The following is a 26,683-nucleotide window of genomic DNA, read 5'->3' as shown; positions in this document are numbered from 1 at the left end:
CGGAGGATTGCAAAAGATTTTTCTTGTATAAATGTGACTTTAAGCTTTCAATCTATGCAAGTTTTTGCTTATATAACTTTTTTCACCACAACTACTGATAGATTGAGTTTGTTATGACTAATATCACTCTTGCTCCTGTGCAACCTGATCAACCCACACATCTTATGGCTACTTATGGTCGCCAGGCGATCAGCTTTGTACGAGGGCGAGGGGCGTATTTATATACAGCAGATGGCACTGAGTATTTAGATGCATTAACAGGTATTGCAGTATGTGGATTAGGGCACGCACACCCTGTTATTGCTGAAGCCATTGCTGAACAGGCAGCAACTTTAGTGCATACCAGTAATTTATTTGAAATTCCTTGGCAAACTGCCGCTGCACAGAAACTCGCTGAAGTTTCTGGAATGGAGGAAATCTTCTTCTCAAATAGTGGGGCGGAATCCAATGAAGGAGCAATTAAAATTGCGCGTAAGTTTGGCTCACAACAAGGCATTGCCAATCCTAAAATTTTAGTGGCAGAGCAATCTTTCCATGGACGTACACTTGCAACCTTATCCGCAACAGGCAATAAGAAAGTACAGGAAGGTTTCGCACCCTTGGTAGAGGGCTTTGTTCGTGTTCCGTTTGGAGATGTTGAAGCCATTCAAGAAGCAGCCATTACACATCCAGATATCGTTGCCATCCTGATTGAGCCAATTCAAGGTGAAGGTGGGGTGAATACTGCACCTCAAGGCTTTAGCTATTTGGAAGATGTGCGTGCTTTATGTAATCAGCATAACTGGCTGATGATGCTGGATGAGATCCAAACGGGCAATGGTCGTACAGGTAAATACTTTGCCTATCAGCACACCAACATTATTCCTGATGTGATGACAACGGCCAAAGGTTTAGGCAATGGCTTTCCAATTGGTGCAGTCATGACACAAGGTAAAGCAGTCGGTTTACTGGGTGCTGGGAGTCACGGTTCGACTTATGGTGGAACAGTGTTAGGTTCACGTGTGGTATATACCGTGCTTGATACCTTGGAAAAGGAAAATGCTGTTGAGAATGCTGCTACAGTCGGTGCCTATATTGTTGATCAGTTAAGAGCGCAATTGGCGGATCATCATGTACAGGTGCGTGGTTTCGGGATGATGATTGGTATTCAATTGCCAAAAGATTGTGCTGAGCTGGTTGCAATTGCGCGTGATGAATATAAGTTGATTGTGAACGTGACGGCTGGTTCAGTTGTTCGTTTACTACCACCTTTGAATATGACGCAAGCGCAAGCCGATGAATTGTTACAACGTCTTGTTCCAGCCATTCAAAATTTTCTAAAAGTTTAATCTGTATATAAGTCATAAAAAAGGGCAATTGATTTGCCCTTTTTGTTTTAGATTAAAATTAACCAGAAATATATTGTTGAAGCTGCTCAATCAGAATGCGTTGATCGTCCATCGCTGCTTTTACCAAATCTCCAATTGAAATAAAGCCCACTAACTTTTCTTGATCCAGTACTGGAAGATGACGTAAATGGCGATCGGTCATGAGGTTAAGACATTCTTCTACCGTATGGTTAAGACTGACCGAAATGACTTTCGAGGTCATAATGTCTGCAACAGGCGTGTTATTTGATGAACGTTCCATTAAGGCAATTTTACGTGTGTAGTCACGTTCAGAGAAAATTCCAACAACTTTTTCATCTTCAGCAACAACCAGAGCACCGACACCTTTATCGGCCATGATCTTAATTGCTTCAAGTACAGTCGCATTTGGTGAAATTGTAAAAATTGATTGTACTGCTTTATTCTTGATGACTTGAGCAACGATTGTCATTGTTTATCCACCTGTGTTGTATTGTCATTTTCATTTAACTTAACGGTATTTTTTTTAATTGCAAAGTGCTAATTTCACTCCAATGATAACTTTTTCTCATAAATGCTCAAAAAGTCATCACTGGCGCTAAATCATGTTTTAAGCAGGTATAACTGCTTCATGTGGCATAAAAAAGAAATGCTGCATTTGCTGTGTTGAGAGCTTAAATTTGCGGTGTGATGAGTTGAATAATGCTGGCTCAACCTGCAAGCGGGTTAAAGTGGGAAGCAATGACTCATGAAAATCCTTAGGGGTAATTTTTCGTGGCGTGTAGTGTTTCCAGTTGGCTTTGGCATAACGATGGGCTTGTACACCATTGAGCCAGAAAGGGAAGACATGACCGTCCTGATCAGATTTGATTGCCCAACCTTCGTGGTAAAGGCCCCAAAGTGCACCACAGTACATCATTGTTTTTAGAATTGAAATTTTAATCATCAACTCTCGTGAAACCGGCTGAAAATGGTTAAAGCGATACATTTTATTGAACTAATATTCTTAAACTTATGGTTCATTATAAGAAATCTAGATGTCATTTATGTTTAACAATTGACTAAAATCGTAAGCAAATATTGTAGTTACTTAGAAAATTGAGTGATTAGTTCTTTAATTTTGTAAGCTAAGGCTTTGGATAAAATAGAATTATTATGTTTTTATTGGTCGGGAAATTCGATCAAGAGAGGGCAATGTTTTAATGCAGTACGAGTGAAAAAAAGGAGATCATCTTACAAATTATAGTTTAACAGGCATTAAAAAAACGCCACCTGAGCAAATCAAAGCGATGAAAGCTTTGATATAGCGCAAGGACGTTTCTTTAAGCTTGAAGGGTTGCCATCTTCTGCCAATACTGAGCTTTCAAGGAATCACGTTCTACTCGGAAGCCTTGATAATACAATTCTGCTAAAAATAATGCCGCTTTACCGTGACCTGCTTTAGCGACTTCCTCAAGCTCTTTTACTGCATCTTGGAAGTTTTTTTGCGATTGAATTGTATTGACCGCATTTGCATATAGATGCTCTAGTTCATGGTGTGTAAAATGTTGAATCATATAATAACTCCTTATTTTAATTATGATTACCGCAAATTCTATCCAAAGTTACTCTACTTTGAATTTAAGCTACTTTAACTTAGAATTATTAAAGTAATATGACAATTTGATGGAATTGTCAAATATATTCAGCAATTTTGCGTAAATAAAAGCTTACACGATTAAACATTTACCACAAATAATTTTAAGTAGAATCAAAGTGAGAATAAGAGAAAAGGAGAATAACATGTCAAATGTAATTGATGGTGTGAACGTTGATGTTCCTCCATTAGAAAGCCAGATCATTGCGCTTGCTCATCATCATCGTAAATTACTTGATGAAGCGATTTTTCATCAGGAAATTCATCTAGGTGATTATTGTCTTGCTCAGCGTAAGCGTGTTTATGACTTTGCTAGCCATTTAAGTCCTGAACAAAAAGACCGTTTTTATAAAATTTATGATGGCGAGCTGAAGAATATTGCCGATGACGATGATTTACATCCTGCTGATGCAGAAAGTGGGGTCGGCATGTTTGCAATTTTCATTGTTCTCGTCATCATTGCATTCATTCTGTACTTTGCTTTTGTTCGTTCGCTGGTCAGTTAATCACAGCTAAAGTTGTTTGCACGTTCAATAAGTTGTGGAATTGTGACTTATTGAACGTTGTACTTGTCCTAAGCGAATCAGAGACATACACTACCTCTAATTCGAGGTAGGTTATGTTGTCTATACTTTCTAAACATAAAGTGATGCAATCCAGATTAGGATTCAAACTGGACCAATTTTATAATATTTTGGTCGGTATTATTATTTTGTCCATTTTTATACTTGCGTATAACGCATTACTACGTCCAATCAATGCATCGCAATATCAGCAAGTGGTGCAGTTTGCTCATCAGGCCAGCCATCCAAGAACCCAGCATATGGCGCATGATGTTTTAGAACAGACGCCAATTCGCCGTCTAGATTATTTAAAGTTATTAAATGCTTATCAATTTGAATCAAGCCGGATTAGACAATATCCAGCGATGGCGAAAGAAGATGAGTGAGTTTTAATCGACTCATTTCCATTATAAATGAATGAATTGTCCCATTCGGGAAAACGATAGCAATTTATGCTAGACTGGCCCCATTTTAAAAGCTGCTTTACTCTCAAGGAATCGACATGCAACAGCAATCGAATATGCAAAATAAATTCTTGATAAATGCTGACATCAGTGATGACGATGTAACATTACCAAGTTTACCTGCTGTCGATGTTCCCATTATAGAGCCAGCTGTACAGCAAACAGTTGAAACCCCTGTAGTAGCACCAGTCGTTGAGCAACCAGCATCGGCAGCTGTTGAAGACGAAGCCAAATCAACAGGCTTCTTTGGTCGTATGAAAGATGGTTTGACGAAAACCCGTCGTAGTTTTACGGATGGTATGGTCAATATTCTGATTGGTGGCAAAGAAATTGATGATGAATTACTGGAAGAAGTTGAAGAACAACTTTTAGTTGCAGATATTGGTGTTGATGCGACCAAAACTATTATTGCCAATTTGACTGAACGTACTGCTCGTGGTGATTTGATTTATTCGCATGCTTTATACAAGGCACTTCAGGAAGAATTGGTTGCTTTGCTTGCCCCACGTGTTAAACCACTGCATATTGATCCGAACAAATCACCGTATGTGATTTTGATGGTAGGTGTAAATGGCGTAGGAAAAACCACAACCATTGGTAAATTGGCGAAGCGTTTACAAGGTGAAGGCAAGAAAGTGATGTTGGCTGCGGGCGATACATTCCGTGCAGCAGCAACTGAACAATTGCAAATCTGGGGTGAGCGCAATGACATTCCAGTTGTGGCTCAAGGACATGGTGCTGATAGTGCTTCTGTGATTTTTGATGCATTTGAAAGTGCGCGTGCCAAAGGCATTGATGTATTGATTGCAGATACCGCTGGTCGTTTGCAAAACAAAGCCAACTTGATGGAAGAGTTGAAAAAAGTTAAACGTGTGATGCAGAAAATTGATGCAACTGCACCGCATGAAATCATGCTGATTGTAGATGCCGGTACAGGTCAAAATGCGATTAATCAGGTTCAGCTTTTTGATGAGGCTGTTGGCCTAACAGGTATTACCATTACCAAACTGGATGGTACTGCAAAAGGCGGTGTACTATTCAATATTGCAAGTCGTACTCACGTGCCGATTCGCTATATTGGTGTTGGTGAGAAGATCGATGATTTACGTCCTTTCTCGGCGAAATCATTCGTTGCTGCGTTATTTGAAACAGACAAATAAATTAGATTCTAATATGAAATAAAAGCCGAGTTTTCGGCTTTTTTTCTTTTTAAAAACAAGATATAGCCGGCAATATCATTGAGTGATTGCGAATCATTCTACTGAAAGAGATAGAGTGGAACAGAACAAAATAATAAGATTTGCAAGGGCCGAGAGCTAGAAGTCAACCCATTAAAGCCCAATTACATCTGAACCAGAACAGTATATTAATTAGCATTGTTTCAAAAAAAGAACGATCTGTTATGTTTTTTGGTCTATTCCTAAAAAATACCTCGTTATACACTACATTCAATCCAAGATAACGCCTCAGGGCACAAGGTAGGAATAACAACATGAGCAACTTCTTAAATAGTATTAAATCACGCCGTACAATTTATGCGATTGGTAAAAACCTTACCGTAGACCAAGCGACAATTGAAGAAACGATCCGTGAAGCTGTGAAACAAAGCCCATCATCATTCAACTCACAAACTTCACGTGTTGTGACTTTATATGGTGAATCACATGCAAAATTCTGGGAAATTGTACGTGAAACTTTACGTAAAATGGTTCCAGCCGAAGCTTTCGCTAATACAAGTGCGAAAATTGATAGCTTTGCAGCAGGTTTTGGTACAGCGTTATTTTATGAAGATCAAGATGTTGTAAAAGGCCTACAAGAGCAATTCGCGCTATATGCAGATAACTTCCCAGTATGGTCTGAACACTCAAGTGCAATTGCTCAATTTGCAACTTGGACTGCTTTATCTGAGATTGGTGTTGGTGCGTCATTACAGCATTACAATCCAATTATTGATGCTGAAGTTGCAGAAACTTTTGATATTCCTGCAAACTGGAAATTACGTGCTCAGCTTGTATTCGGTTCTATCGAAGCTGCTGCTGGCGACAAAACATATATGGATGATGCAGCACGTTTCAAAACTTTCAACTAAGTTTAGATCGGGCATCAAAAAAAGAGCACTTTATGTGCTCTTTTTTATTGGAGTAAAAAATTTCTCTTTTAAACTCATGCGCTGTTAGAGGAGCATTTCATTGAGAGAAGACAAATTAGGTGCCGTCTTATAAGAAAGCTCACTAAATTTACAGGGAGATGTTTTTCGTCATGCCAAGCTCCTCAGATTCTCCTGTAATAGAAGCTTTAGCAAGTTTGAATAGGGTTGCTACTTTACCTGAACCTTTCCAATATTGAGCGCCGTTGCAGATCACACGGAGTAGTTGAATATCTGGGTCAGATTTACCATGTTCAAAGAATGCTTCATAAGCAGGAGACCAGATCTGATCAAGAATCGCAGGATCGACGACACACTCAGCGATACCATTAATCGAAACATAATCATTATTCGATATATTGCTATATCCCAAATTGACTTGGTTATTTAGTGGAATACTTTTCACCAGTTCAGAACTTTTAGAACCTAAAAACCATACGATTCCATTAAAATTAGTATCTTGGGTAGTCATTGGGACAGAGTGTAAGTGGCCTTTTTCAGAAATGAAAGTAACCATGGCAAATTTAATGCCTTTAAGTAATTGATTTAATTCTTGATATTCACTGTTTAGGTTGTTCATACCGAAGTTCTCCTACGTTTGATTTCTCAATATCCATGAAAACAAAAAAGTAGAGGGTTTCGGTTTGTGGCGCATTTGTTTTATCCATCTAGAAATGATGACTTCGTGTTAATTAAATTATTAAAAAATATTTAAAACTAGTTATTTCAATTGCTTTGGGAAGCTTGTCTTATATTTCGCGGAAAGCCATTTGTATGTTTTTAAGCCAATTAGGTCTGTGACTTACTGAAATACCAGTAACTTTAAGAGGCAGTTATGATTTGTTGGTTTAATTATAAGTTTTTGTTTTATAATGCTTAATTTGAAATAATTATGTGAAAAGTGTAAAATATACACTTGTCTTTATTTGTTTGTTTATTGGGTGGCTTGGTGAAAAAAATATTAATTCTTCTTATAAGTACGGTGATTTCTGGTTCAGTTTATAGTGCAGATGACTTATTTAATAAACCTCAATCTATATTGATTTTGCAAAATGACGAACCTCAATCTCAAATCGAGAGTAGTGAACAAGTTGATTTCTTTGAGTCATTGAAGCAGCAAGAGCAAGAGCGTCTAAGTCAACGGACTCAAGATTTAGAAAGCTTGAATGAAATTCAATCAATTACTTCTAATATGAGTCCTCATGACAGAGCGCAGTATTATCTTGAGCATCGACATTTGGGTGCTTTAGATGCGCATGGGCAAGAGCAGCAATTCAATTCATTACAGAAGGCTCGAAATAGAGGGATGATTTCAAACCAAGACTATCAACAAAAAATTATGAAATATAGTCCATTACCTTTAGAGCATAGAAGTAATCAGCTTAAATTATCAATTCCGATTGGAGATTAAGGCGACTGATTTCTGATGTAATTGGGTGGACTGATTACTTTTCCACCCAAAGCTTCCGTAATAATGATATCTGACTTACATTCATTAGCTAGTTGCATAGGACAGGTTATTCGAGCTATGCATTGGCCATTAAAAGCTGAATGGCAATGCGACCTATAGTTAAGTTTTACCCAGAGTAGACACTCTCTATGCTTGGAGCTTATCCATTTAAATTATCTATAAAAAACAAACTCAGTACTGTAGATTTGAATTGAGTATTTTTGACCATTTGGTAAAATAATAGAGTGAAGTGCTGTTTTTGGGGTACTTTATTTTACTTTTCAAGGGGTTGAAAATTATGAATATTATCAAGTTTTTAAAAAGCTTTAATACAATTGGGGCTTATCTGATTGTTGCAAGCGTTGTGCTTGTCATACTTATTTTATATTTTTATTTCATTGATCCAAATTAAGTATTAATCATTGTTAAGCAAAGCCACTTTCGGGTGGTTTTTTACTGCTTATATGTTCTTGCGGAAGAGACAAGATGTTTCAATGGTTACAATGTGGTAATAATTTAAACACGATAATTACAATCTGATTACGAATGATTACACTTAATCTGATATAAAAATTTTAACGAGAAGAGGTTGATAATTATGAATATTTTTAAGTTTTTGAAAAGCTTTAATACGGTAGATTTTTATCTGGTTATTGCTAGTCTTATGCTGGCGGCACTTATATTTCTATTTTACTTTGTGAGTCCAAATTAACACCTAACGAAGTCTTGTCTGGCATTTTTTATACCCTAAATTGCAAGATTGGTGTAATCATCATTTTGACCAAGTCCGTTAGACCATATGGTGTAAAAGTGTTTAAGGAATTGTTGGAGGGTACCAATCGCGAAAAGTTACAGAAAAATCTTTTAGAGAAATCTTGAATTGCAATCTAAATTATTAAAAACTCAGTAAAAATCAAAAAATAAATAATAATAGGGTTGTATTAAGGGGTTGTAGATATCAAAGAATGTTGAAATCTTTGCCTTTTAACACTAAGTTTTAGATAAAGCTTTTTTTCTTTTGCTGGTTTTAAGCTGTACTTATCTTAACGAAGCTAAATAGTTGCAATAGGCAGTTTTAACTTTTGTCATAAAATCGTCATAATCACATTGCATAGTGCATACGGTTTTATAAATTGTTTATAACGAGAAGAGTCTAATGTCTTTAAGAGTTGGTGTTGCTGCTTTCGGGTTATTATTAAGTAGTTCAGTGTTTTCAGCAGTTACAATCACTGCACCTGAAGAAATCGTGATTCTTGCTGTAAATGGTCAAGAAGTGAATAATGGATTAATTCCTTCGAAAAACAATAACTATCAGGTCGATCCGGGTAATTTAGTGGTTAATGTTCGTTATCGCGAATATTTTGAGCATTTGAATGGTGAGCATGACATCCTTAAGTCAGGTGTAATCACGATTCAGGCACCGAACCTTCAAGATAATCAAACTTATACTTTAGGTTTGATCAACGCACCTAAAGATTTTGAAGCCGCAAAGAAATATGCTGATCAGCCTACAGTTGCTTTATATGATCAAAATAAAAAGCTTGTCGTTCAACAAACGGGTGCGAACAATGAAGCACAACCTTGGTTCTCAGGCAATAATTTTTTAAGCCGCACTCTGGATTTAACCCAAAAGAATAAAAACAATGTTGCCAATCAGCCAGCACCTGTTTACTCAGGAACTGCTACACAAGCAGCGGTTGTTGCAACTGCACCTGTTGCTGTAACAACAGCAGCTCAAGTAGGTGCAACCAAGACAACCGATCAGCAAATGGCAGAATTATGGCAAAAAGCATCGAAAGCTGAACGTCAAAAATTCATGGCATGGTTGGCTGGACAAAGCAACTAAATCTTATATCAATAAAAAGGCCGATGATATCATCGGCTTTTTTACGCTTTTAAAAATAATTAGACTGTTTTATCTCTGGATCTACGAATAAGTTAGACCTGATTTTCTGTAAGAACTGAATGATCCTGTTTTTGATTGGACCAGATTGAACCTACGGGTGCGCTTAGTGCTCGATCTCTTGCTTGTTGATAAAAGCGTAAAAACAGTAAAGAGAAGCATACTGCAACAATATCTATCCAGATTAAATATCCTGTTGAATGCCATAACCTTTGAATAGGAAATAGGTAAGCGAGAACAGAAGTAGTTGGAATAAGCAATAAAATCACCGCAATTGCAAAGAAGAGCTGAGGTAATGCTTTGGCTGCTCCAATTAGAAAGCTGTATAAAACACAAGCAATAAACACAAAATAGTAGCTGTACATGAATACATGGTTATGACTTTGTAATTGCATTGGTATGACGTAGGCCCAGCGACCAACCAGCATGCTCACAAATATTGCCAGCATACAACCTAGACATGCGCCGATCGTAAGATTAGCAATAAACATCACATCCTTACGTTGTTGTGGAGCTGGCAGATTAGGATTTTTCTGTTTCCGTAAACGGGTTTCAATCCAAAGGATATTGCCAGAATAAAATAAATAAGCACCACCTAAACCAAAGATGAGATAAATCCAGCGAATGGAATCGCCACCATAATTTCCAAAATGTAGTGCGAACATAGAACGGATCAGTGATGCAGCCGAGCTTTCTTCTGTTGATAGGGTTTTGGTTGGATAAGGTGAATCTTGATAAGGATTAAAATTCATATAGTCAAAAGTATCGCCCCGTAGCATCCGATCTGGATGATATAGTGCAACGAACGCAGAGGCCCGTTCAGGATGATCCAGCTGGTTGAAACGGATACCATCAATGCGATAATCAGGTGCAGCTTTCTGTATATTCTGGAAAATCTTTTCTACATCGAGCTGTGGTGCTGGATCAACAATTTTTACCGCAGGCGGTCGTTCAAAAAGTGGTTTGTCTTTTGAGACCAGTTGGCTGAGTGCACCGTAGAAAATATCATGAAAGGCAAAAACAACGACGGTAACGCTGATAATAATATGAAATGGTAAGCTGGTGATCCCGATAACATTATGGGTATCTAACCAAAAACGTTTTTTATTTTTACCTGGACGGACAGCAAAATAATCTTTGATCAATGTCGGCAATAACACGATCAGACCAGACATAATTGCAAGAAAATATAGAACTGAAACCATACCCATCACCATAACACCAGCAGTATGATGTCCTATCATGCCTGGAATGCCTGCGGTTTCATGAAGTTGTTCAATCAGCCAGCCTAATTTAGACACATTCACTTGTTGAGCAATCAACTGACCATTAGCATCGAGTGTTGCCAACATACTGGTTTGAGCAATATCAATTCCATGATGATCTTCTTCTGGCTCATGTGCTGCTTCCCATTGAATCGGCGCATTATGTCCTTCTGGTGAGCTAAAACTGAGCGTAAAGGCTTTCTTTGTCTCTGGATATTGTGCCTGCACTTGTTCAACGAGCTGGTTATATTGGTTAGGTTGAATGGCTGCTAGTTTTTGTTGAGGAGGTGTTGCCCATTGACTCAATTGATGTTGAAACATGGTTAAACCACCAGCAAAAAAACAGATAAACAGAAGAATACCTGCGCTGATTCCGACCCATGTATGAAGATTTTTACCTGTTTTAATGATATCTGCGCGAACTTTCATTTTTAACCTCGTAACCAGAACAACAGGGTATAAGCAAGCACATTCGCAATACTGAAAATCAGCATCGTTTGCCAACCTTTCGGGATGAAATAGGCAATAAAGAAAGCAAATAGCCAGAACCACGGGATCGACCACATACCTAATTGAGGTGCAATAGAGGAGTCCGAGTGTGACTTGTTGAGTAGAACGATGATTGCACCCATTGCCATGGCAAAGCTCAGTCCTAGAAAGAAACCGGCAAACGTTTTTGTCCACCAGTCTGGTTGTAATTTTTGTTTCAGCATATCCATTTTAATTTGACCTTTTCATTAGCATGAGCAGAGGAGCGAATGACCAGACTAGTGTCGCAATTGCAAGCCAGATCAAGATTGCCACGAGTAAAGGCAACGCATAAAGCAATATGCTTAAACCAATCAATAAACCGATTATGGCCGTATAAAAAAAATAACGACCCAGTTGTTTTTTTAAGAAATTTTGATTGGGATGGCTGAGATAAAGACCCATACAGGATAAAAGTGTGACAGTGATCCCGATTAGTTTTAAAGTCATATGTGAAATCTGCAAATAGTAATGATAATAATTATTGTTTAAATTTTAGCAAAATTAAAGCCTATATTCAAAAACTTAATCAAATCCAAAAGGAACAAAGGAAATCATTGTTATTGATAATCATTTGCATTTATGTAGAATGTAAAAAAATATTTTCAGGGGGAAAGAATGAAGCACCATCATTTATATACTGCGATCATGTTTGTTTTGGCTGGTCAATATCACAATGTCGCATGGGCAAATGATTCTCGTATGGAGCAAAAGAGCAATAATGTTTTACCCACAATTCATTTAAAAGCAGAACAAGCAGATCCATCCTATACCGTAAAAAAATCAAAATCTGCGACGAAACTTGATTTATCTCTGAAAGAAACACCTCAGAGTGTCACGGTATTTACAGCACAACAAATCGAAGACCAAAACCTGAATAGTACCAATGATGTCTTGGCTCAGACTGCTGGTGTCACCATGGTTCAGTATGGGCAATTGGGTGCGGGCTATAACACTTATTATTCACGAGGTTTTGCAATCACCAATGTTCAACGCGATGGAATACCAACATCAACTGCTTCTTTTGGTGGTGCAGATATGTTTGGTCTTGAAGATTCAGCACTTTATGAACGTATCGAGGTGACCAAAGGCGCTACAGGTTTGACCAGTGGATCAGGCAATCCAAGTGCCAGCATTAACTATGTACGAAAACGTCCTACAGCAGAGGTAAAAGGGGCCGTTAATGTACAAGCGGGTAATTGGGATCGGTATCGGAGTCAAATTGATGTAAGCGGTGGGCTAAATCAGGATAACTCGATTCGTGGTCGTACCGTCGCTGTTTATGAGGAAGGCGGCAATCAACAGGATCGGTTTCATCGTCAAAATGCAGTGATTTATGGGGCTTTAGATGTTGATTTAAGCGATAAAACAACGCTTACTACGGCTCTTACAGCACAACAAGTCAAAATTGATGGGGCGACGGCGCACGGTTTTCCATTTATAACGCATGATGGACAAAAGCAGGTAAGTTTTGGGAGAAAGGATAATCCTGCGGCAAACTTTACCTTTAGCGACACTGAGAAATTAAATATTTTTCTAGGCCTTGAACATCAGTTTAATGATAACTGGCAGGCAATTGCGAATTATGCATTTACCAAGGCAAGCAATAAACGTGAGTATGGCGTCGCTGGATCTGGGGGCATTACTTATGATAAGCCATATAGTGTGAATAAAACCTTAACCTTACAACCAGGACAAATGGTGGTGACGAGTGGGCGTTTAGAAAGTACACCAGAGGTACATTCCCTAGATCTATATACATCAGGGAAGTTTCAGGCATTTGGGCACGAACATGATGTTAGTTTTGGGGTAAATGGTTATCGGATTCAATCGGATGATCCAACTTTCAACCGTTACTATGTCATTGAAAATATTACAGGTTGGAATGGAGCGAGTCTGAGACCGGATATAAAAGAAAGTGGTCGTAATCTTGTAGATGAGCAGCAATTAGGTGCCTTTGCCGCTGCGAAATTACAATTGCTTGATCCATTAAAACTGGTATTAGGTACACGTTTTAGTAACTGGGAACGTAAAACCACGGATAATGAACAAAAACAGAATGGGGTTTTTACGCCGTATGCAGGTTTAATTCTTAATCTGACGGAGAATGTATCTGCTTATAGCAGCTATACCACAATTTTTAATCCTTCTTCTCGAAAAGATAAAAATGAAAACTATCTAGATCCAGAAGAAGGCAATAGTTTTGAGGTGGGTCTAAAAGCAGATTTTTATGAAGGGCGTTTGAACGCAAGTGCTGCCTATTTCTCAATGAAACAGGATAACTTCGCAATTCAGGATACCAGTGCTGGAACAGCAGAGTTGGATTTTCAGCCTTATATTGCTGTAGATGGTGCGAAAGTGAAGGGCTATGAATTAAGTCTTGCTGGTGAAGTTTTACCAGATTGGAATATTCAGGCTGGCTATACACATACTGATGCTAAAAATCAGAATGGCGAAATTCTGAATCCTATTTTACCGAAGAATACCTTTAAATTATTTACCACATATAAGCTGGATAAGATCACTATAGGCGGTGGTGTGAATTGGCAAAGTGAAATTTATGATGCCGCTTCCGCAAAAGCTGGAGGCTTAGCTGCTCAATTGAACAGACAAGACAGTTATGCGTTAGTCAATTTGATGGGGCGTTATCAAATGACTCCAGATGTCAGTCTTGGCTTAAATGTGAATAATTTATTTGATAAAGAGTACAAGGCAAATACTACAAATACGTGGGGTGTGGCGCGTAACTTTACTGCTTCAGTGAATTTTAAGTTTTAATGACTTGATACGTCAGCCAAAATTAAAAAAGCTGCCAGATCTGGCAGCTTTTTTAAATGGTAAGAAAATGAAAATAACTTATTGGCCTAACCAGATAAAGTATCCAAGAACCATCAAAGGCCAGGCGATATAAGGGCTAAATAACCATTTCCATAACCAGAATCTTGGTACAAATCCAACCCCATGCACGAAGCCACCAGAAATGCCAATCATCACCAGCATCAGCAGGCTATGATTATAGTGTCCGTTTGCATCCAGCATCAGTGATGGATGTACCAGTAAAATAGCCGCAAGGGGCAATGCCAACAAAAACGAAATGGTCATTGCAAGCACTTGAGCTTTACGATTCTTCGGTGTTGTCATTGCTTCAGCCATTTTATTATTCCTCATCTAAATTTTGATGATGTTCGATATACAGTGCACTGAGCACACCTGCGAAACATGCCATCAAAATGCCTAGAATCCATGCAAAATACCACATGTCACATCTCCTGATTAGTACAAACTATGTGAATTTTCTTCAATGTGTTTGTTGGTGATGACGCCCCACATTTTGTAATAAGACCAAGAGGTATAGATCAAAATGAGTGGAACGAAGATACATGCAGCAACCGTCATTACCCCGAGGGTTTTATGACTAGAAACAGCATCCCACATGGTCAAGCTTGATGTTGGATCAATGCTTGATGGTAACAAGAATGGGAACAATGCAAAACCAGCAGTTAGGATTGCACCAACAATCATTAAGCTTGTACCTGTAAAACTTGCAGCCGCTTTATGTTTGCCTGCGCTGATGATGACCAATAGCGCACCTAAAATTGCAACAATCGGTGCCGCCATGGTAATCGGGTAAGTTGTATAGTTATTTAACCAACCATGATTGGCATTGGTCACAACGTCTTTAGCAAGTGGGTTGAGTGCCGCATTTGTATTTACAGCAGTGGCATAGCTATAACCCGAGATATTACCAAAGAATAACCATGCACCCGCAGCCAAGAAGCACACAAGGAATGCAATTGCCATGATTTGTGTTGCTTTGGCAGAGCGATTATGTAAATTCCCGTCCGTACGTAGCATGAGCCATGCACCGCCGTGTGCGCATAGCATAGATAGGCTGACAATACCGCAAATCAATGCAAATGGATTCAGTAATGCAAAGAAGCTACCTGTATATTGTGAGCGTAATGTGTCATCTAGGCTAAATGGTACACCAATAAACAAGTTCCCGAATGCCACACCAAATACTAGCGCAGGCACTGCACCACCGATGCATAGACCCCAGTCCCAAGAAGTACGCCATTGGGTATTCTCTAACTTGGAGCGATAGTCAAATCCGACAGGTCGCAGGAACAGGGCAAATAAAACCAGTAGCAAGGCCCAGTACATTCCGGAGAAGGCAACCGCATAGACCATTGGCCAAGCTGCAAATAAAGCACCACCTGCGGTAATGAACCAGACTTGGTTACCATCCCAGTGCGGTGCAATCGTATTGATTGCAGCACGGCGTTCAGAATCGGTTTTACCTACAAATGGCATCAATGCCATTGAGCCCATATCGAAACCATCGGTGAGGGCAAAGCCAATCAGTAGAACACCGACCAATACCCACCAGATAATTTTTAGGAGTTCATATTCGATCATGACTGAGCCTCCTCAGCTTTTGCTTCGAGTTTTTCGAAGTGATATTTACCAGTATGTAACGAGCTTGGACCTAAACGCGCAAATTTGATCATTAAGTACATTTCGATAATCAGTAGCACGGTATAGAACGCAGCTAATGCGATGATTGAACCCCATACATCGCCTGTACTCACACTTGAAGCAGACAGATGTGTTGGTAAGATTTCACCAATTGACCACGGTTGACGACCACCTTCAGCCACATACCAACCTGTTTGAGCAGCAATCCATGGGAGAGGGAGAGCAAACAAAGCAAATTTGAGTAACCAAGGTTTATCTTCGGCATTACGTTTTGCCACAGACCATGTTGCAAGAAGGAATAGCAATAACATCAGGAAGCCAGAAGCCACCATCGCACGGAACGAGAAGAATAGAGCCGCTACATTTGGAATGGTGTCTTTAGTTGCCGCCTGAATATGTTCTTCAGTTGCATCAACTACATTTGGAGAATATTTTTTCAAAAGTAGGCCATAACCTAAGTCTTTTTGATTTTTCTCAAATGAAGCCAATAAGGCTGGAGAACGGTCACCCGCACGAAGTTTTTCTAACTCGCTATAAGCCACCATACCGTTACGGATACGCACTTCATGTTCTTTCATCAAGTCACGTAAACCAGTCACTTCTTTGTCTGTAGAACGGGTTGCAATAATCCCCATCACATAAGGAATCTTAATCGCATAGTCGGTACGCATTTCCTGCTGATTTGGGAGACCAAATAATGTAAATGCAGCAGGTGCAGGTTCGGTATGCCATTCAGCTTCGATTGCAGCAAGTTTGGTTTTTTGAACATCACCGAGTTCATAACCAGATTCATCACCAAGCAAAATCACAGAAAGTGTTGAAGCTAAACCGAAGATGGCAGCAATTGCGAATGAACGACGCGCAAACGGTAAGTCACGTTTCTTTAATAGATAATAGCTTGAGATCGCAAGAACGAAGATCGCACCTGTGACATAACCCGCAGAAACCGTATGCACAAATTTCACCTGAGCAACAGGGTTGAAGATCAATGCACCGAAATCAACCAGTTCCATACGCATGGTTTCATAGTTAAATGCAGCGCCGACAGGGTTTTGCATCCAACCGTTTGCGATCAGAATCCACAAGGCAGACATATTCGAGCCAATTGCGACTAACCATGTTACGCCTAAATGTTGGACTTTAGACAGGCGATCCCACCCAAAGAAGAACAAACCGATAAAGGTTGATTCAAGGAAGAATGCCATCAAACCTTCAATGGCAAGCGGGGCCCCGAAAATATCGCCTACATAGTGGGAATAATAGGCCCAGTTGGTACCAAACTGGAATTCCATGGTTAAACCAGTGGTTACACCTAGGGCAAAGTTAATCCCGAAGAGTTTCCCCCAGAATTTGGTCATGTCTTTATAGATTTCTTTACCAGAAATCACATACGTGGTTTCCATAATGGCAAGAATAAAAGCCAGACCTAAAGTTAGAGGGACGAAAAGAAAGTGATACATTGCGGTCATTGCAAATTGGAACCGCGAAAGATCGACCACGCTTTCAGAAATCATCAACGTGTCTCCTGAGTTTTGGACATGTCACCAGCAATACGCTCGGCAACTTCATTGTTAAAATCTTTTGGAATCGTTGGGGCATCAAACCAGATGTGTTTAATCACCAAGAGAAGTGCAACTTTAATAATAAGAATAATCGTGATTTCTCGGATGAGCCGCCGATTTGGATCTTGAGAACTTGTGTTCATAGAACTTAGCCTCATACACATTTTAAAAGATGTAAAACATTATTAAATAAAAACCATTGAAAATAAACCTTTAGGGTTTTTAATATATTTAATTTTAAATAGTCTATATAAAACAGTAACTTGATTTTATTTTTGATTAAAATTTAAAAATAATGATTTTATCCAACTAAAATAATATGAATTATTTTTAAATCTGATTAAAACAGTTGTATTTATAATTTTAAATCTGATTAAAAAGCTCTGGTTTAAAATGAATTAAATAAATATTAAACCAACCAAAATGGTATGGATATAAAATATATAATATATACAGTGGCTTATCATTTTAACTACATATCTAAATTATTCTTAGATTGAAATACTGATAAAACCAAGCATTTAGGTAGAGTTTATTTGTAGAAATGTGATGAACATCACTTTTGTGTTTTGTCGTATTTCTAGATCACGAATCACTTCAGAAGGGAAGATATAAAACACCTATTTTTATTGTGTACTTTTGTAACATTGTGTTTGTTTTAGGCTTGGATATCGCGTTTAGCGGCTTTTGATTGGTTTTAATCTGGGGTAAACAGGTTATTTGAAAGAGAAATCTTTTTTGCAAGATAGTGTGAATTTGATTTTTGGCTAATCAACAGGACTTGTGATTGTAATTCCAATTCGCCATATTCTGGTTCAACTTGTACATAGTATAGTTGCCCAAACTCATCACGAACACGCGCTTGAGCAGAAAAACCTGGACGGGCATTTCCCGTTGAAATTGTTGCTAGACGACCAACCAGATTGGTATGTGTATGAATGACTTTGGGTTTAATTACCTGATCCAGACAGTGAATCATAAAGACGGTAAAGAAAATGTCGATGATCAAAGCAGGAACAAATAAATAATATGGAGAAATAAAGTAATGCTGTAAGGCAAAGAACGAAAGCTCGAGAAAATAGCCCGCAAAACTAAAGTTGATGAGCAAGAAAACAAAAATCAGATATTTGGAAAACTTTACATCCACTAAAGGCGAATTGAGTAACCATTCGGGGGCCAGTTTCTTCACCAGATGGCTTGGACGTAAGCCGATAAAAATGCCAATGGTTTCTGCAATGCTAAGCACGATCAAAGCGACTACGCTCATATGAAATGGCATAAGGTAGTAGTTGAGGAAAAACTCAGTCATTGCAGAATTCATGGTTTAAGCATCAATCGATATAGATACCACCATCTGAGTGAACTTCCAGATTTACTTTTTCAAGGAATTCACCCAGACATGGGCCTGAAATACATTCGCCAGTTTCAACAGAAAATAGGGCGCCGTGAGTAGAACATTGGATATATTCGCGATCCTGATCAAGAAACTGATTTTCCAAGAACTCAAGTTCTGTCTGCAAATGCGGGCAAACATTCTGATAGGCATAAAAGCTGCCATCTTTTTGAGTAATAAAAATAGTTGTCCCTTTCATCGTATCATATGCACGAGACTCACGCTCAGGGACTTCTTCGGTCATGCAAATCTTTTCCATGTTATGCACATTCCTGTTGAGCTTTTTGGAATTGTTCAAAGAGTTTAGCGTAATTTTCTACGCTTAAACGTGGTCCATATTGAGCAACCACTTCACTTGAGATCAAAATAGCAAGTTGTGCTGCTGCTTCCAAGCTTAAACCTGCATTAATTGCGTACAAGAATGCGCCAGCAAATGCATCGCCAGCGCCATTGGTATCGACTGCTTCAACTACGCGGCCATTCACATGGAACTGGTGAGCTTCATTTACGATGACAGCGCCTTTGGCACCTTGTGTGATTACAATGTGCTGGTTTTTTAATTTCAGCGTTTCAATTGCAGCGTCAAGATTTTCTGTATTGGTAAACATGAGGGCTTCCTGTTCGTTACAGAAAAGCAAGTCAACGCCATCATCAAGCAGTTCTTCTAAACCTGAGCGAGCATATTGCACCATTGCAGGGTCAGAAAGAGAAAGGGCAATTTTAACACCATTTGCTTTAGCCAGTTCTCGTGCCTGTTTAACCGCTACGCGTGCAGTATCACTTGTAGATAAATAACCTTCGATATATAACCATTTCGCTGTTTTTAATGGTTCAAAGTCAATTTGTTCAGCTGTCAATTCAGCGGTAATACCGAGATAAGTTTGCATGGTACGTTCAGAGTCTGGACTAATCAGTACCATGCAGGTGCCTGTCACACCTTCACTAATTGATTGAGTCGCTGTTTTAATGCCAGCTTCGTTTAAACCGGTTAAATAGATTGAGCCAAGTTCATCGTTACCTACACGGCAACCATAAAATGCAGTACCACCTAGAGCACTAAAAGCAACGCTTGTATTCGCTGCTGAACCGCCACTGGCTTGGCCTTTGTAGCTTTGGGTAGTTTGTAATTTTTGATATAAATCTGCCTGTGTTTCGCCATCAGCTAATTGCATGGTACCTTTTTGCAAAGCTTGTTCTACTAAAAACTCATTAGAAACTTTAAATTCCTGGTCAATGAGTGCATTACCAATTGCAAAAAGATCAACAGTTGCCATGTTTGTCATCACAGTAAAAATCAAAAAGCAAAGTTTACACCAATGCTCAGGATTACAATAGTTTGTTGAAAAAAATTCAGCTGTTTATACGTGGGAAATTCAGGACGAAGACATGGATTTATTACAAAGATTAAGAATAGAACGAATTTTAACGCTGCCGACTGATCTGAATATGCTGATTGAATTGTCTGAACGAGAAGGGTTCCAGTTTTTAAAAAGACTTAAGCACGAATTTGAAACGGGCAAAAATCGTTTTGATCAATATGGAGAAGGCTTATTTGCAGTATATAAAGATCAGAATCTGATTGCAGTAGGTGGCGTTAGTCAGGATCCTTTCGACCAAACTGGAAAAATGGGCAGACTACGCCGTTTTTATATTCATCCTGATTGTCGTCAAAAAACAGTGGGTGCATATTTATTGAAGTATATCGAGCAGTATGCCCAAACTTATTTTGAGCAGTTGTGTTTATATACCGATACTAAAAATGCGGCGAATTTCTACCAACGTATGGGATATGAAAGTGTAGATTGGGGGCACAGTAATTTCCGGAAAGTTTTTTAATCAACTGTGTTCTGTTTAGCCGCTGCATTTTTCTACAAAAATAGAGTAATTTACATGGATATCGATACGTATTCTTCGGTAGACTCTCTATAATCAATCGTAATGATTTAATAGAGATAAATTGGAGATCACATGACTGTAGATGTTACTGAAAGCATTACTCAAACTATTCATCCCGCGTTTCAGCTATTACGTCAACACCATGTAGAAGCACTTGATATTCAAGTTTCAGAATATAAGCATAAAGTGACTGGCGCTGTTCACTATCACTTGGCGACCAGTCATGATGAAAATGTGTTTCTGGTTGCCTTTAGAACCCAGCCAATGGATTCTAAAGGAGCAGCACATATTTTAGAACATACCGCGTTGTGTGGTTCTGAGAAGTTTCCTGTACGTGATCCGTTTTTCCTGATGATCCGTCGTTCACTCAATACGTTCATGAATGCTTTTACTGCCGCCGACTGGACAGCTTATCCATTTGCGACACAAAACAAAAAAGATTTTCAAAACTTACTGTCTGTTTATTTGGACGCTGCATTTGCTGCCAATCTGAACCCTTTAGACTTTGCTCAGGAAGGGATTCGTATTGAGCTTGAAAATGATCAGGCTGTGTATAAAGGCGTTGTCTTTAATGAAATGAAAGGTGCGATGAGCTCTCCAACGGATCAGCTTTATCATCAACTTGCACATCATTTGTTCCCAGAAACAACTTATCACTACAACTCTGGTGGCGATCCAAAAGACATTCCAGATTTAAGCTATGAGCAACTGGTTGATTTCTATAAAACGCATTATCACCCAAGCAATGCGGTATTCATGACTTTTGGCAATCAAAGTGCATATGACTTGCAAGAACAGTTCGAAAGTCTGGCATTACACAAGTTCTCTCAAGGCACGACTTTATACTCAAAACCTGAGAAACGCTTGACTGCACCAGTCGAAGTGACTGAAAGCTATGCGGTTGATAGCGAAGATTTGAAAGATAAAACTTATCATGTAATGTCATGGTTATTGCCACAAACCAGCGATACCAAACTCCGTCTAGGTATGCGTTTGGTTGAGGGGGTTCTATTAGAGAATTCGGCTTCACCTTTACGTCACTATTTGGAAACCTGTGGCTATGCACAGTCAACAGGCCCACTCATGGGGGTTGATGACAGCAACTTTGAAATGACCTTCTATTGTGGTGTTCAAGGTTCAAATGCTGAACATGCAGAAACATTTAAAAATGGCATTCTGGATATTCTGAAAGAGGTGGCTTCTAAGCCAGTAGATACCGATTTTGTCGATGCAATTCTTCATCAGATTGAATTACATCAACGTGAAATCAATGGCGATGGCACACCGTACGGTTTAAGCCTGATTTTAAATGGACTGGGCAGTGCCATTCATCATAGTGATCCGATTCATGTCTGGGACGTAGATTCTGCGATTGAGCAAGTGAAAGAAGAGTTGAAAGACCCGATGTGGTTATCAAATCTGATTCAAACTCACCTGTTAGATAATCCGCATCGTGTACAAATGACTTTAGTCCCTGATGCAACCAAATCGGTGAAAGAGCAGCAAGCAGAACAGGCGCGTCTGGCTGAGATTACGGCCAATTTAACCGATGCGCAGAAGATCGAGATTGAAGAAAAAACTGCAGCCTTAAAGCAGCGTCAGGATACGCCTGATAATCTTGAGTTATTACCAAAAGTTGGTTTGGAAGATGTACCTGCCGAGTTGCAGATTGTTCAAGGCCAGTTGCGCGAAATTATCTGTAATCGTTTAGATACGCCGTTAAATTTATACCATGCAGGCACCAATGGTATTTACTATCAACAAGTGTTGATTCAGATTCCTGACGAGATTGTTCAATCACCTTACTTCAATTTACTTTCGATTCTGATGGGTGAAGTCGGCGCTGGTGAATATGATTATCTTGAATTCCAGCAGATTCAGACAGCCGTAAGTGGTGGTTTGGGTATGGGCGCATCGTTGCGTAGTAAGGTGGATGATAAAGACCGTATCAGCGCATGGCTGACTTTAACCACCAAATCACTGACACAAAAACTGGATGCGATTCAATTATTGAAATTGGCATTTGAACAACTACGTTTTGATGAGAAAGATCGCATTATTGAACTATTACAGCAACGTAAAACGCGTTGGCAGTCACGTTTATCCGGTTCTGGTCATAGCTATGCGATGCAGGCTGCATCTCGTCAAATGAGTGCTTTGGCGCGCCGTGATTATCACAACACAGGCTTGGGCGCATTGAACTGGTTAACCGAGTTGGTCAATAAAATTGATCAGGATGATGCAGCTTATCAAGCGTTAATTGGCGAGTTACAGTCGATTCATCGTAAATTACTACAAGCGCCTAAACAATTCCTATTGGTCTGTGAAGAACATCAATCGGATCGTCTGGTCGAAGAAATTCAAAATGTCTGGGATAAGCTGGCTGTTGACGAAACACCTGTTCAATTAACGCAAGTCGAACCTGTGAATACTTCAGATGATGAAGCGTGGTTAATTCAAGCCAATGTACAATTCTGTGCATCTGCTTACCAAGCAGTTGATGTAGCTCATCCAGATGCAGCACCATTGATGGTATTGGCAGCTTATTTACGAAATGGTTTCTTGCATAGTGCCATTCGTGAAAAAGGCGGTGCGTATGGTGGTGGTGCAAGCTATGATGGTAATGCGTGTTCGTTCCGTTTCTATAGCTATCGTGATCCACGTTTAGCAGAAACATTCAACGATTTTGAAGCCAGTGTGCAATGGTTATTGAATACCGAGCAACAGCCACATCAACTTGAAGAAGCTATTCTTGGCTTGGTCGCGAGTATGGATAAACCGGGTTCTCCAGCGGGTGAGGCGATTACTGCATGTTATGCATTGCTACATGCACGTACACCAAAATTCCGTAAGATTCTGCGTGAACGTTTGCTCAATGTGAATCTGAATGATTTACAACGCGTTGCCAAGCAGTATTTATTGGCTCAAAAACCAGTGAAAGCGGTCGTTGCGCCATTTGCGAAACGCGAAGAATTGCAGAAACTTGGATTTAGCATCAAGCAAGTCAATTAAAAGAAAAATTGGAGAATTCTATGGCGTTCAAATCTTTTGAACGTAGTTATCTGGAGCTGAGTGTCTTGACGATACTTGGCTTAACTACGTCGTTGGCACATGCGCAAGCGACCGCACCAGCCAGTCCAGCTACAGCGGATGCATGTGTGGCTTTAGCCTCAAATGCTGAGCGTTTGGCGTGTTATGATGCGATTTTTAAAGCACCAACCATTATTCCAACACAAGTTCAGACTGATGCCGCTCCAATGGTTGCAGCTGCCGTGCCTGCGGTGGAGTCGAATGAGCCAGCCAAACCTGAGTCTTTGAAAGATAAAGTGGTTCAAAAGGTAAGTGATCTGCATATTCTTGGTGCTGCGCCTAAGTTTGACCCGAATGTTTCTTTACTGGATCGCCGTTGGGAGCTATCAGAAGACAGTAAGTTAGGTACATGGAATATCCGTGCTTATCAACCTGTCTATTTGCTGCCTGTGTTCTGGACCAGTGACAAGAATGAGTTTCCAAGTAGTCCGAACCCTGAAAATACGGTTAAAGACAAGCAAGAACTGACCTCGAGCGAAGCCAAGTTCCAGATCTCATTTAAGACCAAGGCTTGGGAAAATATTTTTGGTGATAATGGTGACCTGTGGTTAGGTTATACCCAGTCTTCACGCTGGCAAGTCTATAACTCGGATGAGTCTCGACCTTTCCGTGAAACGAACTACGAGCCTGAAGCGAGCTTAATGTTTAGAACCAATTATGAAGTTTTGGGTCTGAATGCACGCTTACTCGGTGTGACGTTGAACCACCAATCTAATGGTCGTTCTGATCCGCTATCGCGTAGCTGGAACCGTGTCATCTTTAATCTTGGCTTCGAGAAAGACAATTTCGCCTTGATGCTGCGTCCGTGGTATCGCGTTGAGGAAGATGCTAAAGATGACAATAACCCAGACATTAAAGATTATGTAGGTCGTGGAGATTTAACCGCATTTTACCGCAAAGGTGATCACGATTTTTCATTGATGCTGCGTCATTCCTTGAAAGGTGGTGATCGTTCACACGGTGCGGTTCAGTTTGACTGGGCATTCCCAATTACAGGAAAATTGCGTGGACACTTGCAACTGTTTGATGGTTATGGTGAAAGTCTGATTGATTACAACCACCGTGCGACCTACGCAGGCTTGGGCGTATCATTGATGAACTGGTATTAAATGAGTTTAAATATTCCAGAATCATTATTACAGCTAGACGCAAATTGTGGTGTGTTCGCACTGTGGCTCATCTTAAAGCAATATCAAACCCATATTGATATTGCTGATCTGATCCAGTTGTGTCGCCATGATCGTAAAAATGGCACATTCACGATTGCTCTGGCTGTAGCCATGAAGAAATTAGGCTATACCGTTTCATTTTATACAGCGCCTGATCCGAACATCGATGACAATGAAAAGCAGTGTTATCGCGAAGCGGAAGGTCTGCAGATTCCTATCGACGCTGCTTTAACCTATGCTGAGATTCAGCACGCTTTTGAAAGTGGCAATTTTGTGATTGTGTTTTATGACACCTTGCAAGGAATGGGAAACCAATCCTTGCTTTATTCAATTGATGAACAGGAAGTGAGTTTCTGTGATCATTTTGATGTGATGTCTAAAGCTGTATTTGAACAACAGCGCCAAGCTGATGGAATCTGCCAACAAGTGATTGTGATTGAGCAGCCTTCCAGTTTTCATCCAATCTGAATGTTGGCATTGGCGTGTTTTAAACGGCTCTTTTTCGGTGTTGCAATTAAATAGGCAAGCGTTAAAGGGCCGAGTCGACCTGTAAACATCAATACGCTAAGAACAAATAAACTGCCGTCATGTAATTGGCTTGTCGCGCCGCGTGATAAACCTACTGTACAGGCGGCAGAAACGACCTCAAACATCAAATCCATCACATCCAGTTTGGGTTCGAGCAACAGAATAATAAAGCAACCGACAAAGACTAACATGCCTGTAATTGCTGTCACGGCAAGGGCTTTATAGGTTGTTTCTGCTGAAACTGAATGATTAAAAATACGGATTTCTTCATTTCGCCGTAAAAAAGAAAGCACACACAGCAACAAGATCACAAATGTACCGATCTTAATACCACCCGCAGTACTGAGAGAGCCACCACCAATAAACATTAATAGCATGGTGAGTAAGGCTGTACTATGTTCCATCGCACCTGTATCAATCGTATTAAATCCAGAGGATCGCGGAACCGTGGCCTGAAACCATGCATTCATGGCCTGTTCACCTAAACTCATTGAACCGAGCGTCAGTGGATTATTTGACTCTAATAACCAGATCAAGATAAAGGCGACCAGATTCAAAATTGCAATGGTACTGAGGATGAGCTTACTGTTTGGTGTCAGTTTGCTCCAGCGCTTATTTTGTTTGACATCGATCAGCACCAGAAAGCCAATTCCCCCCAAGGTGTAGAGCAGGCTAATGGTTAAGCAGATCAGATAATGACTCTGGAAATTGATCAGACTGTTATCGAATAAGGAAAAGCCAGCATTATTAAAGGCAGAAACGCTATAAAAGATGGCGTAATAAAGTCCGCGGGCAAAACCATAAATCGGGGCAAATGAGGCAGTTAATATCACAACACCAATCAGTTCAAAGAACAGGGTGTAGAGCACAACGCCTTTGGCGACGAAGGTAACTTTGGATAGGCTGGTTTGGCCCAGGCTATCTTGTGCCATCATTTGCTGTTTAAGCCCCAACTTTGGTGCCAGACTCAAGGCTGCCAATATGGCAAAGGTCATAAAACCCAAACCACCCGATTGAATCAATAACAGGATAATAAACTGCCCAAAATGATTGAATGACTCATTCAGATTAACCACGGATAAGCCTGTAATGGTGACGGCTGATGTCGCGGTAAACAAGGCATCCATCCAGCTCACGTTGCCTTTATTGGCAATCGGCAGTTTGAGTAATAATGTCCCTATGACAATAAAACTTAAAAAACCAATCGCCAGCAAAGAAGGAGGGCTTAGGTTAAAAATCTTTTGGGAGTTTATTTTGAATGCCAT

The 26,683-nt window shown here is 39.7% G+C and carries 28 protein-coding genes; 12 read left to right on the top strand and 16 right to left on the bottom strand.

The window, feature by feature from the left end:
• Nucleotides 1-113: 113 nt before the first annotated feature.
• Nucleotides 114-1,328 carry an aspartate aminotransferase family protein gene (locus IEV36_RS02885; RefSeq protein ID WP_005257858.1) on the top strand — a complete coding sequence of 405 codons (1,215 nt, stop codon included), beginning with the start codon at nucleotides 114-116 and terminating at the stop codon, nucleotides 1,326-1,328.
• 58 nt (nucleotides 1,329-1,386) lie between these two features.
• On the opposite strand, the gene IEV36_RS02880 is transcribed toward IEV36_RS02885, so the two are convergent.
• From IEV36_RS02880 to IEV36_RS02870, 3 genes are all read right to left on the bottom strand, one after another.
• Nucleotides 1,387-1,818, bottom strand: coding sequence for a CBS domain-containing protein (locus IEV36_RS02880; protein ID WP_004772457.1), 432 nt, complete (start codon nucleotides 1,816-1,818; stop codon nucleotides 1,387-1,389).
• A gap of 138 nt (nucleotides 1,819-1,956) precedes the next feature.
• Entirely contained in the window at nucleotides 1,957-2,334 is a 378-nt protein-coding gene (locus tag IEV36_RS02875) for a DUF2750 domain-containing protein (protein ID WP_032863918.1), read from the bottom strand.
• Nucleotides 2,335-2,668: 334 nt separating this feature from the next.
• A complete protein-coding gene (locus IEV36_RS02870; RefSeq protein WP_004772455.1) occupies nucleotides 2,669-2,902 on the bottom strand; it encodes an SEL1-like repeat protein in 234 nt (77 codons plus the stop codon).
• A gap of 226 nt (nucleotides 2,903-3,128) precedes the next feature.
• Between IEV36_RS02870 and IEV36_RS02865 the strand changes: the two genes are divergently transcribed.
• The 4 genes from IEV36_RS02865 to IEV36_RS02850 all read left to right on the top strand — a co-directional run bounded on the left by IEV36_RS02865 (nucleotide 3,129) and on the right by IEV36_RS02850 (nucleotide 6,098).
• Entirely contained in the window at nucleotides 3,129-3,488 is a 360-nt protein-coding gene (locus IEV36_RS02865; RefSeq protein ID WP_004772454.1) for a hypothetical protein, read from the top strand.
• 113 nt (nucleotides 3,489-3,601) lie between these two features.
• Nucleotides 3,602-3,931, top strand: coding sequence for a hypothetical protein (locus tag IEV36_RS02860; protein WP_004772452.1), 330 nt, complete (start codon nucleotides 3,602-3,604; stop codon nucleotides 3,929-3,931).
• A gap of 116 nt (nucleotides 3,932-4,047) precedes the next feature.
• On the top strand, nucleotides 4,048-5,169 hold the full coding sequence (gene ftsY, locus IEV36_RS02855; RefSeq protein WP_005257856.1) for a signal recognition particle-docking protein FtsY: 1,122 nt from the start codon (nucleotides 4,048-4,050) through the stop codon (nucleotides 5,167-5,169).
• A gap of 332 nt (nucleotides 5,170-5,501) precedes the next feature.
• Nucleotides 5,502-6,098: a nitroreductase family protein gene (locus IEV36_RS02850; protein ID WP_004772449.1), complete on the top strand. Its 597-nt coding sequence runs from the start codon at nucleotides 5,502-5,504 to the stop codon at nucleotides 6,096-6,098.
• A 148-nt stretch (nucleotides 6,099-6,246) separates the two neighbouring features.
• Here the strand turns inward: IEV36_RS02850 and IEV36_RS02845 are convergent, their stop codons facing one another.
• Nucleotides 6,247-6,735: a pyridoxamine 5'-phosphate oxidase family protein gene (locus IEV36_RS02845; RefSeq protein ID WP_005257855.1), complete on the bottom strand. Its 489-nt coding sequence runs from the start codon at nucleotides 6,733-6,735 to the stop codon at nucleotides 6,247-6,249.
• A 369-nt stretch (nucleotides 6,736-7,104) separates the two neighbouring features.
• Between IEV36_RS02845 and IEV36_RS02840 the strand changes: the two genes are divergently transcribed.
• Both IEV36_RS02840 and IEV36_RS02835 read left to right on the top strand, forming a co-directional pair.
• Nucleotides 7,105-7,566: a hypothetical protein gene (locus IEV36_RS02840; RefSeq protein WP_005257854.1), complete on the top strand. Its 462-nt coding sequence runs from the start codon at nucleotides 7,105-7,107 to the stop codon at nucleotides 7,564-7,566.
• A 1,195-nt stretch (nucleotides 7,567-8,761) separates the two neighbouring features.
• Nucleotides 8,762-9,451, top strand: a complete 690-nt coding sequence (locus IEV36_RS02835; RefSeq protein WP_005257853.1) for a DUF2057 family protein — start codon at nucleotides 8,762-8,764, stop codon at nucleotides 9,449-9,451.
• 92 nt (nucleotides 9,452-9,543) lie between these two features.
• On the opposite strand, the gene IEV36_RS02830 is transcribed toward IEV36_RS02835, so the two are convergent.
• Genes IEV36_RS02830 through IEV36_RS18755 form a run of 3 tightly spaced genes read right to left on the bottom strand, consistent with a single transcriptional unit; the run spans nucleotide 9,544 to nucleotide 11,751 of the window.
• On the bottom strand, nucleotides 9,544-11,202 hold the full coding sequence (locus tag IEV36_RS02830; RefSeq protein WP_005257851.1) for a PepSY-associated TM helix domain-containing protein: 1,659 nt from the start codon (nucleotides 11,200-11,202) through the stop codon (nucleotides 9,544-9,546).
• Nucleotides 11,203-11,204: 2 nt separating this feature from the next.
• The gene (locus tag IEV36_RS02825; protein WP_005257848.1) at nucleotides 11,205-11,492 is read right to left on the bottom strand and encodes a hypothetical protein; all 288 of its coding nucleotides are present in this window, start codon (nucleotides 11,490-11,492) and stop codon (nucleotides 11,205-11,207) included.
• 1 nt (nucleotide 11,493) lies between these two features.
• Complete coding sequence (locus IEV36_RS18755) at nucleotides 11,494-11,751, bottom strand: hypothetical protein (protein WP_005257846.1); 258 nt, start codon at nucleotides 11,749-11,751, stop codon at nucleotides 11,494-11,496.
• Between the two features lie 168 nt (nucleotides 11,752-11,919).
• Here IEV36_RS18755 and IEV36_RS02820 point away from each other — a divergent pair, with 168 nt between their 5' ends.
• The gene (locus IEV36_RS02820) at nucleotides 11,920-14,079 is read left to right on the top strand and encodes a TonB-dependent siderophore receptor (RefSeq protein ID WP_005257845.1); all 2,160 of its coding nucleotides are present in this window, start codon (nucleotides 11,920-11,922) and stop codon (nucleotides 14,077-14,079) included.
• Between the two features lie 78 nt (nucleotides 14,080-14,157).
• Here IEV36_RS02820 and IEV36_RS02815 read toward each other — a convergent pair whose 3' ends face one another.
• From IEV36_RS02815 to IEV36_RS02780, 8 genes are all read right to left on the bottom strand, one after another.
• Nucleotides 14,158-14,454: a cyd operon YbgE family protein gene (locus IEV36_RS02815; protein ID WP_005257841.1), complete on the bottom strand. Its 297-nt coding sequence runs from the start codon at nucleotides 14,452-14,454 to the stop codon at nucleotides 14,158-14,160.
• A 4-nt stretch (nucleotides 14,455-14,458) separates the two neighbouring features.
• Nucleotides 14,459-14,560, bottom strand: a complete 102-nt coding sequence (gene cydX / locus IEV36_RS02810) for a cytochrome bd-I oxidase subunit CydX (protein ID WP_000270276.1) — start codon at nucleotides 14,558-14,560, stop codon at nucleotides 14,459-14,461.
• 14 nt (nucleotides 14,561-14,574) lie between these two features.
• Nucleotides 14,575-15,720 (bottom strand): cytochrome d ubiquinol oxidase subunit II, encoded by a 1,146-nt coding sequence (gene cydB, locus IEV36_RS02805; protein WP_005257840.1) that lies wholly within the window; start codon nucleotides 15,718-15,720, stop codon nucleotides 14,575-14,577.
• Nucleotides 15,717-17,294, bottom strand: coding sequence for a cytochrome ubiquinol oxidase subunit I (locus tag IEV36_RS02800; protein ID WP_005257838.1), 1,578 nt, complete (start codon nucleotides 17,292-17,294; stop codon nucleotides 15,717-15,719). The genes cydB and IEV36_RS02800 overlap by 4 nt, the downstream gene beginning before the upstream one ends.
• Nucleotides 17,294-17,485, bottom strand: coding sequence for a cytochrome oxidase putative small subunit CydP (gene cydP, locus IEV36_RS02795; protein ID WP_004653758.1), 192 nt, complete (start codon nucleotides 17,483-17,485; stop codon nucleotides 17,294-17,296). The genes IEV36_RS02800 and cydP overlap by 1 nt, the downstream gene beginning before the upstream one ends.
• 554 nt (nucleotides 17,486-18,039) lie before the next feature.
• On the bottom strand, nucleotides 18,040-18,651 hold the full coding sequence (locus IEV36_RS02790) for an OB-fold-containig protein (RefSeq protein WP_171066990.1): 612 nt from the start codon (nucleotides 18,649-18,651) through the stop codon (nucleotides 18,040-18,042).
• A 22-nt stretch (nucleotides 18,652-18,673) separates the two neighbouring features.
• A complete protein-coding gene (locus tag IEV36_RS02785) occupies nucleotides 18,674-18,979 on the bottom strand; it encodes a Rieske (2Fe-2S) protein (protein ID WP_104021878.1) in 306 nt (101 codons plus the stop codon).
• 16 nt (nucleotides 18,980-18,995) lie between these two features.
• Nucleotides 18,996-20,009 (bottom strand): adenosine kinase, encoded by a 1,014-nt coding sequence (locus IEV36_RS02780; RefSeq protein WP_005257837.1) that lies wholly within the window; start codon nucleotides 20,007-20,009, stop codon nucleotides 18,996-18,998.
• A 112-nt stretch (nucleotides 20,010-20,121) separates the two neighbouring features.
• On the opposite strand from IEV36_RS02780, the gene IEV36_RS02775 reads away from it, so the two are divergent.
• From IEV36_RS02775 to IEV36_RS02760, 4 genes are all read left to right on the top strand, one after another.
• Nucleotides 20,122-20,571 (top strand): GNAT family N-acetyltransferase, encoded by a 450-nt coding sequence (locus IEV36_RS02775; RefSeq protein ID WP_005257836.1) that lies wholly within the window; start codon nucleotides 20,122-20,124, stop codon nucleotides 20,569-20,571.
• Nucleotides 20,572-20,703: 132 nt separating this feature from the next.
• Nucleotides 20,704-23,643 carry an insulinase family protein gene (locus tag IEV36_RS02770; RefSeq protein WP_005257835.1) on the top strand — a complete coding sequence of 980 codons (2,940 nt, stop codon included), beginning with the start codon at nucleotides 20,704-20,706 and terminating at the stop codon, nucleotides 23,641-23,643.
• Between the two features lie 20 nt (nucleotides 23,644-23,663).
• Nucleotides 23,664-24,830 carry a phospholipase A gene (locus IEV36_RS02765; protein WP_004772421.1) on the top strand — a complete coding sequence of 389 codons (1,167 nt, stop codon included), beginning with the start codon at nucleotides 23,664-23,666 and terminating at the stop codon, nucleotides 24,828-24,830.
• A complete protein-coding gene (locus tag IEV36_RS02760; RefSeq protein WP_005257830.1) occupies nucleotides 24,831-25,358 on the top strand; it encodes a cysteine peptidase family C39 domain-containing protein in 528 nt (175 codons plus the stop codon).
• Here the strand turns inward: IEV36_RS02760 and IEV36_RS02755 are convergent.
• Entirely contained in the window at nucleotides 25,346-26,683 is a 1,338-nt protein-coding gene (locus IEV36_RS02755) for a TrkH family potassium uptake protein (protein WP_005257829.1), read from the bottom strand. The genes IEV36_RS02760 and IEV36_RS02755 overlap by 13 nt on opposite strands.

This window comes from Acinetobacter vivianii (assembly GCF_014635885.1).
Classification (GTDB): Bacteria; Pseudomonadota; Gammaproteobacteria; order Pseudomonadales; family Moraxellaceae; genus Acinetobacter; species Acinetobacter vivianii.
Note: the sequence above shows the minus strand (reverse complement) of the source record. Positions and strands in the feature narration are given on the sequence as shown.

Coding starts and splice junctions, on each gene's coding strand:
- IEV36_RS02885 (WP_005257858.1), top strand. CDS start 114: ATGACTAATATCACTCTTGCTCCTGTGCAACCTGATCAACCCACACAT.
- IEV36_RS02880 (WP_004772457.1), bottom strand. CDS start 1,818: ATGACAATCGTTGCTCAAGTCATCAAGAATAAAGCAGTACAATCAATT.
- IEV36_RS02875 (WP_032863918.1), bottom strand. CDS start 2,334: ATGTATCGCTTTAACCATTTTCAGCCGGTTTCACGAGAGTTGATGATT.
- IEV36_RS02870 (WP_004772455.1), bottom strand. CDS start 2,902: ATGATTCAACATTTTACACACCATGAACTAGAGCATCTATATGCAAAT.
- IEV36_RS02865 (WP_004772454.1), top strand. CDS start 3,129: ATGTCAAATGTAATTGATGGTGTGAACGTTGATGTTCCTCCATTAGAA.
- IEV36_RS02860 (WP_004772452.1), top strand. CDS start 3,602: ATGTTGTCTATACTTTCTAAACATAAAGTGATGCAATCCAGATTAGGA.
- ftsY (WP_005257856.1), top strand. CDS start 4,048: ATGCAACAGCAATCGAATATGCAAAATAAATTCTTGATAAATGCTGAC.
- IEV36_RS02850 (WP_004772449.1), top strand. CDS start 5,502: ATGAGCAACTTCTTAAATAGTATTAAATCACGCCGTACAATTTATGCG.
- IEV36_RS02845 (WP_005257855.1), bottom strand. CDS start 6,735: ATGAACAACCTAAACAGTGAATATCAAGAATTAAATCAATTACTTAAA.
- IEV36_RS02835 (WP_005257853.1), top strand. CDS start 8,762: ATGTCTTTAAGAGTTGGTGTTGCTGCTTTCGGGTTATTATTAAGTAGT.
- IEV36_RS02830 (WP_005257851.1), bottom strand. CDS start 11,202: ATGAAAGTTCGCGCAGATATCATTAAAACAGGTAAAAATCTTCATACA.
- IEV36_RS02825 (WP_005257848.1), bottom strand. CDS start 11,492: ATGGATATGCTGAAACAAAAATTACAACCAGACTGGTGGACAAAAACG.
- IEV36_RS18755 (WP_005257846.1), bottom strand. CDS start 11,751: ATGACTTTAAAACTAATCGGGATCACTGTCACACTTTTATCCTGTATG.
- IEV36_RS02820 (WP_005257845.1), top strand. CDS start 11,920: ATGAAGCACCATCATTTATATACTGCGATCATGTTTGTTTTGGCTGGT.
- IEV36_RS02815 (WP_005257841.1), bottom strand. CDS start 14,454: ATGGCTGAAGCAATGACAACACCGAAGAATCGTAAAGCTCAAGTGCTT.
- cydX (WP_000270276.1), bottom strand. CDS start 14,560: ATGTGGTATTTTGCATGGATTCTAGGCATTTTGATGGCATGTTTCGCA.
- cydB (WP_005257840.1), bottom strand. CDS start 15,720: ATGATCGAATATGAACTCCTAAAAATTATCTGGTGGGTATTGGTCGGT.
- IEV36_RS02800 (WP_005257838.1), bottom strand. CDS start 17,294: ATGATTTCTGAAAGCGTGGTCGATCTTTCGCGGTTCCAATTTGCAATG.
- cydP (WP_004653758.1), bottom strand. CDS start 17,485: ATGAACACAAGTTCTCAAGATCCAAATCGGCGGCTCATCCGAGAAATC.
- IEV36_RS02790 (WP_171066990.1), bottom strand. CDS start 18,651: ATGACTGAGTTTTTCCTCAACTACTACCTTATGCCATTTCATATGAGC.
- IEV36_RS02785 (WP_104021878.1), bottom strand. CDS start 18,979: ATGACCGAAGAAGTCCCTGAGCGTGAGTCTCGTGCATATGATACGATG.
- IEV36_RS02780 (WP_005257837.1), bottom strand. CDS start 20,009: ATGGCAACTGTTGATCTTTTTGCAATTGGTAATGCACTCATTGACCAG.
- IEV36_RS02775 (WP_005257836.1), top strand. CDS start 20,122: ATGGATTTATTACAAAGATTAAGAATAGAACGAATTTTAACGCTGCCG.
- IEV36_RS02770 (WP_005257835.1), top strand. CDS start 20,704: ATGACTGTAGATGTTACTGAAAGCATTACTCAAACTATTCATCCCGCG.
- IEV36_RS02765 (WP_004772421.1), top strand. CDS start 23,664: ATGGCGTTCAAATCTTTTGAACGTAGTTATCTGGAGCTGAGTGTCTTG.
- IEV36_RS02760 (WP_005257830.1), top strand. CDS start 24,831: ATGAGTTTAAATATTCCAGAATCATTATTACAGCTAGACGCAAATTGT.
- IEV36_RS02755 (WP_005257829.1), bottom strand. CDS start 26,683: ATGGCATTCAAAATAAACTCCCAAAAGATTTTTAACCTAAGCCCTCCT.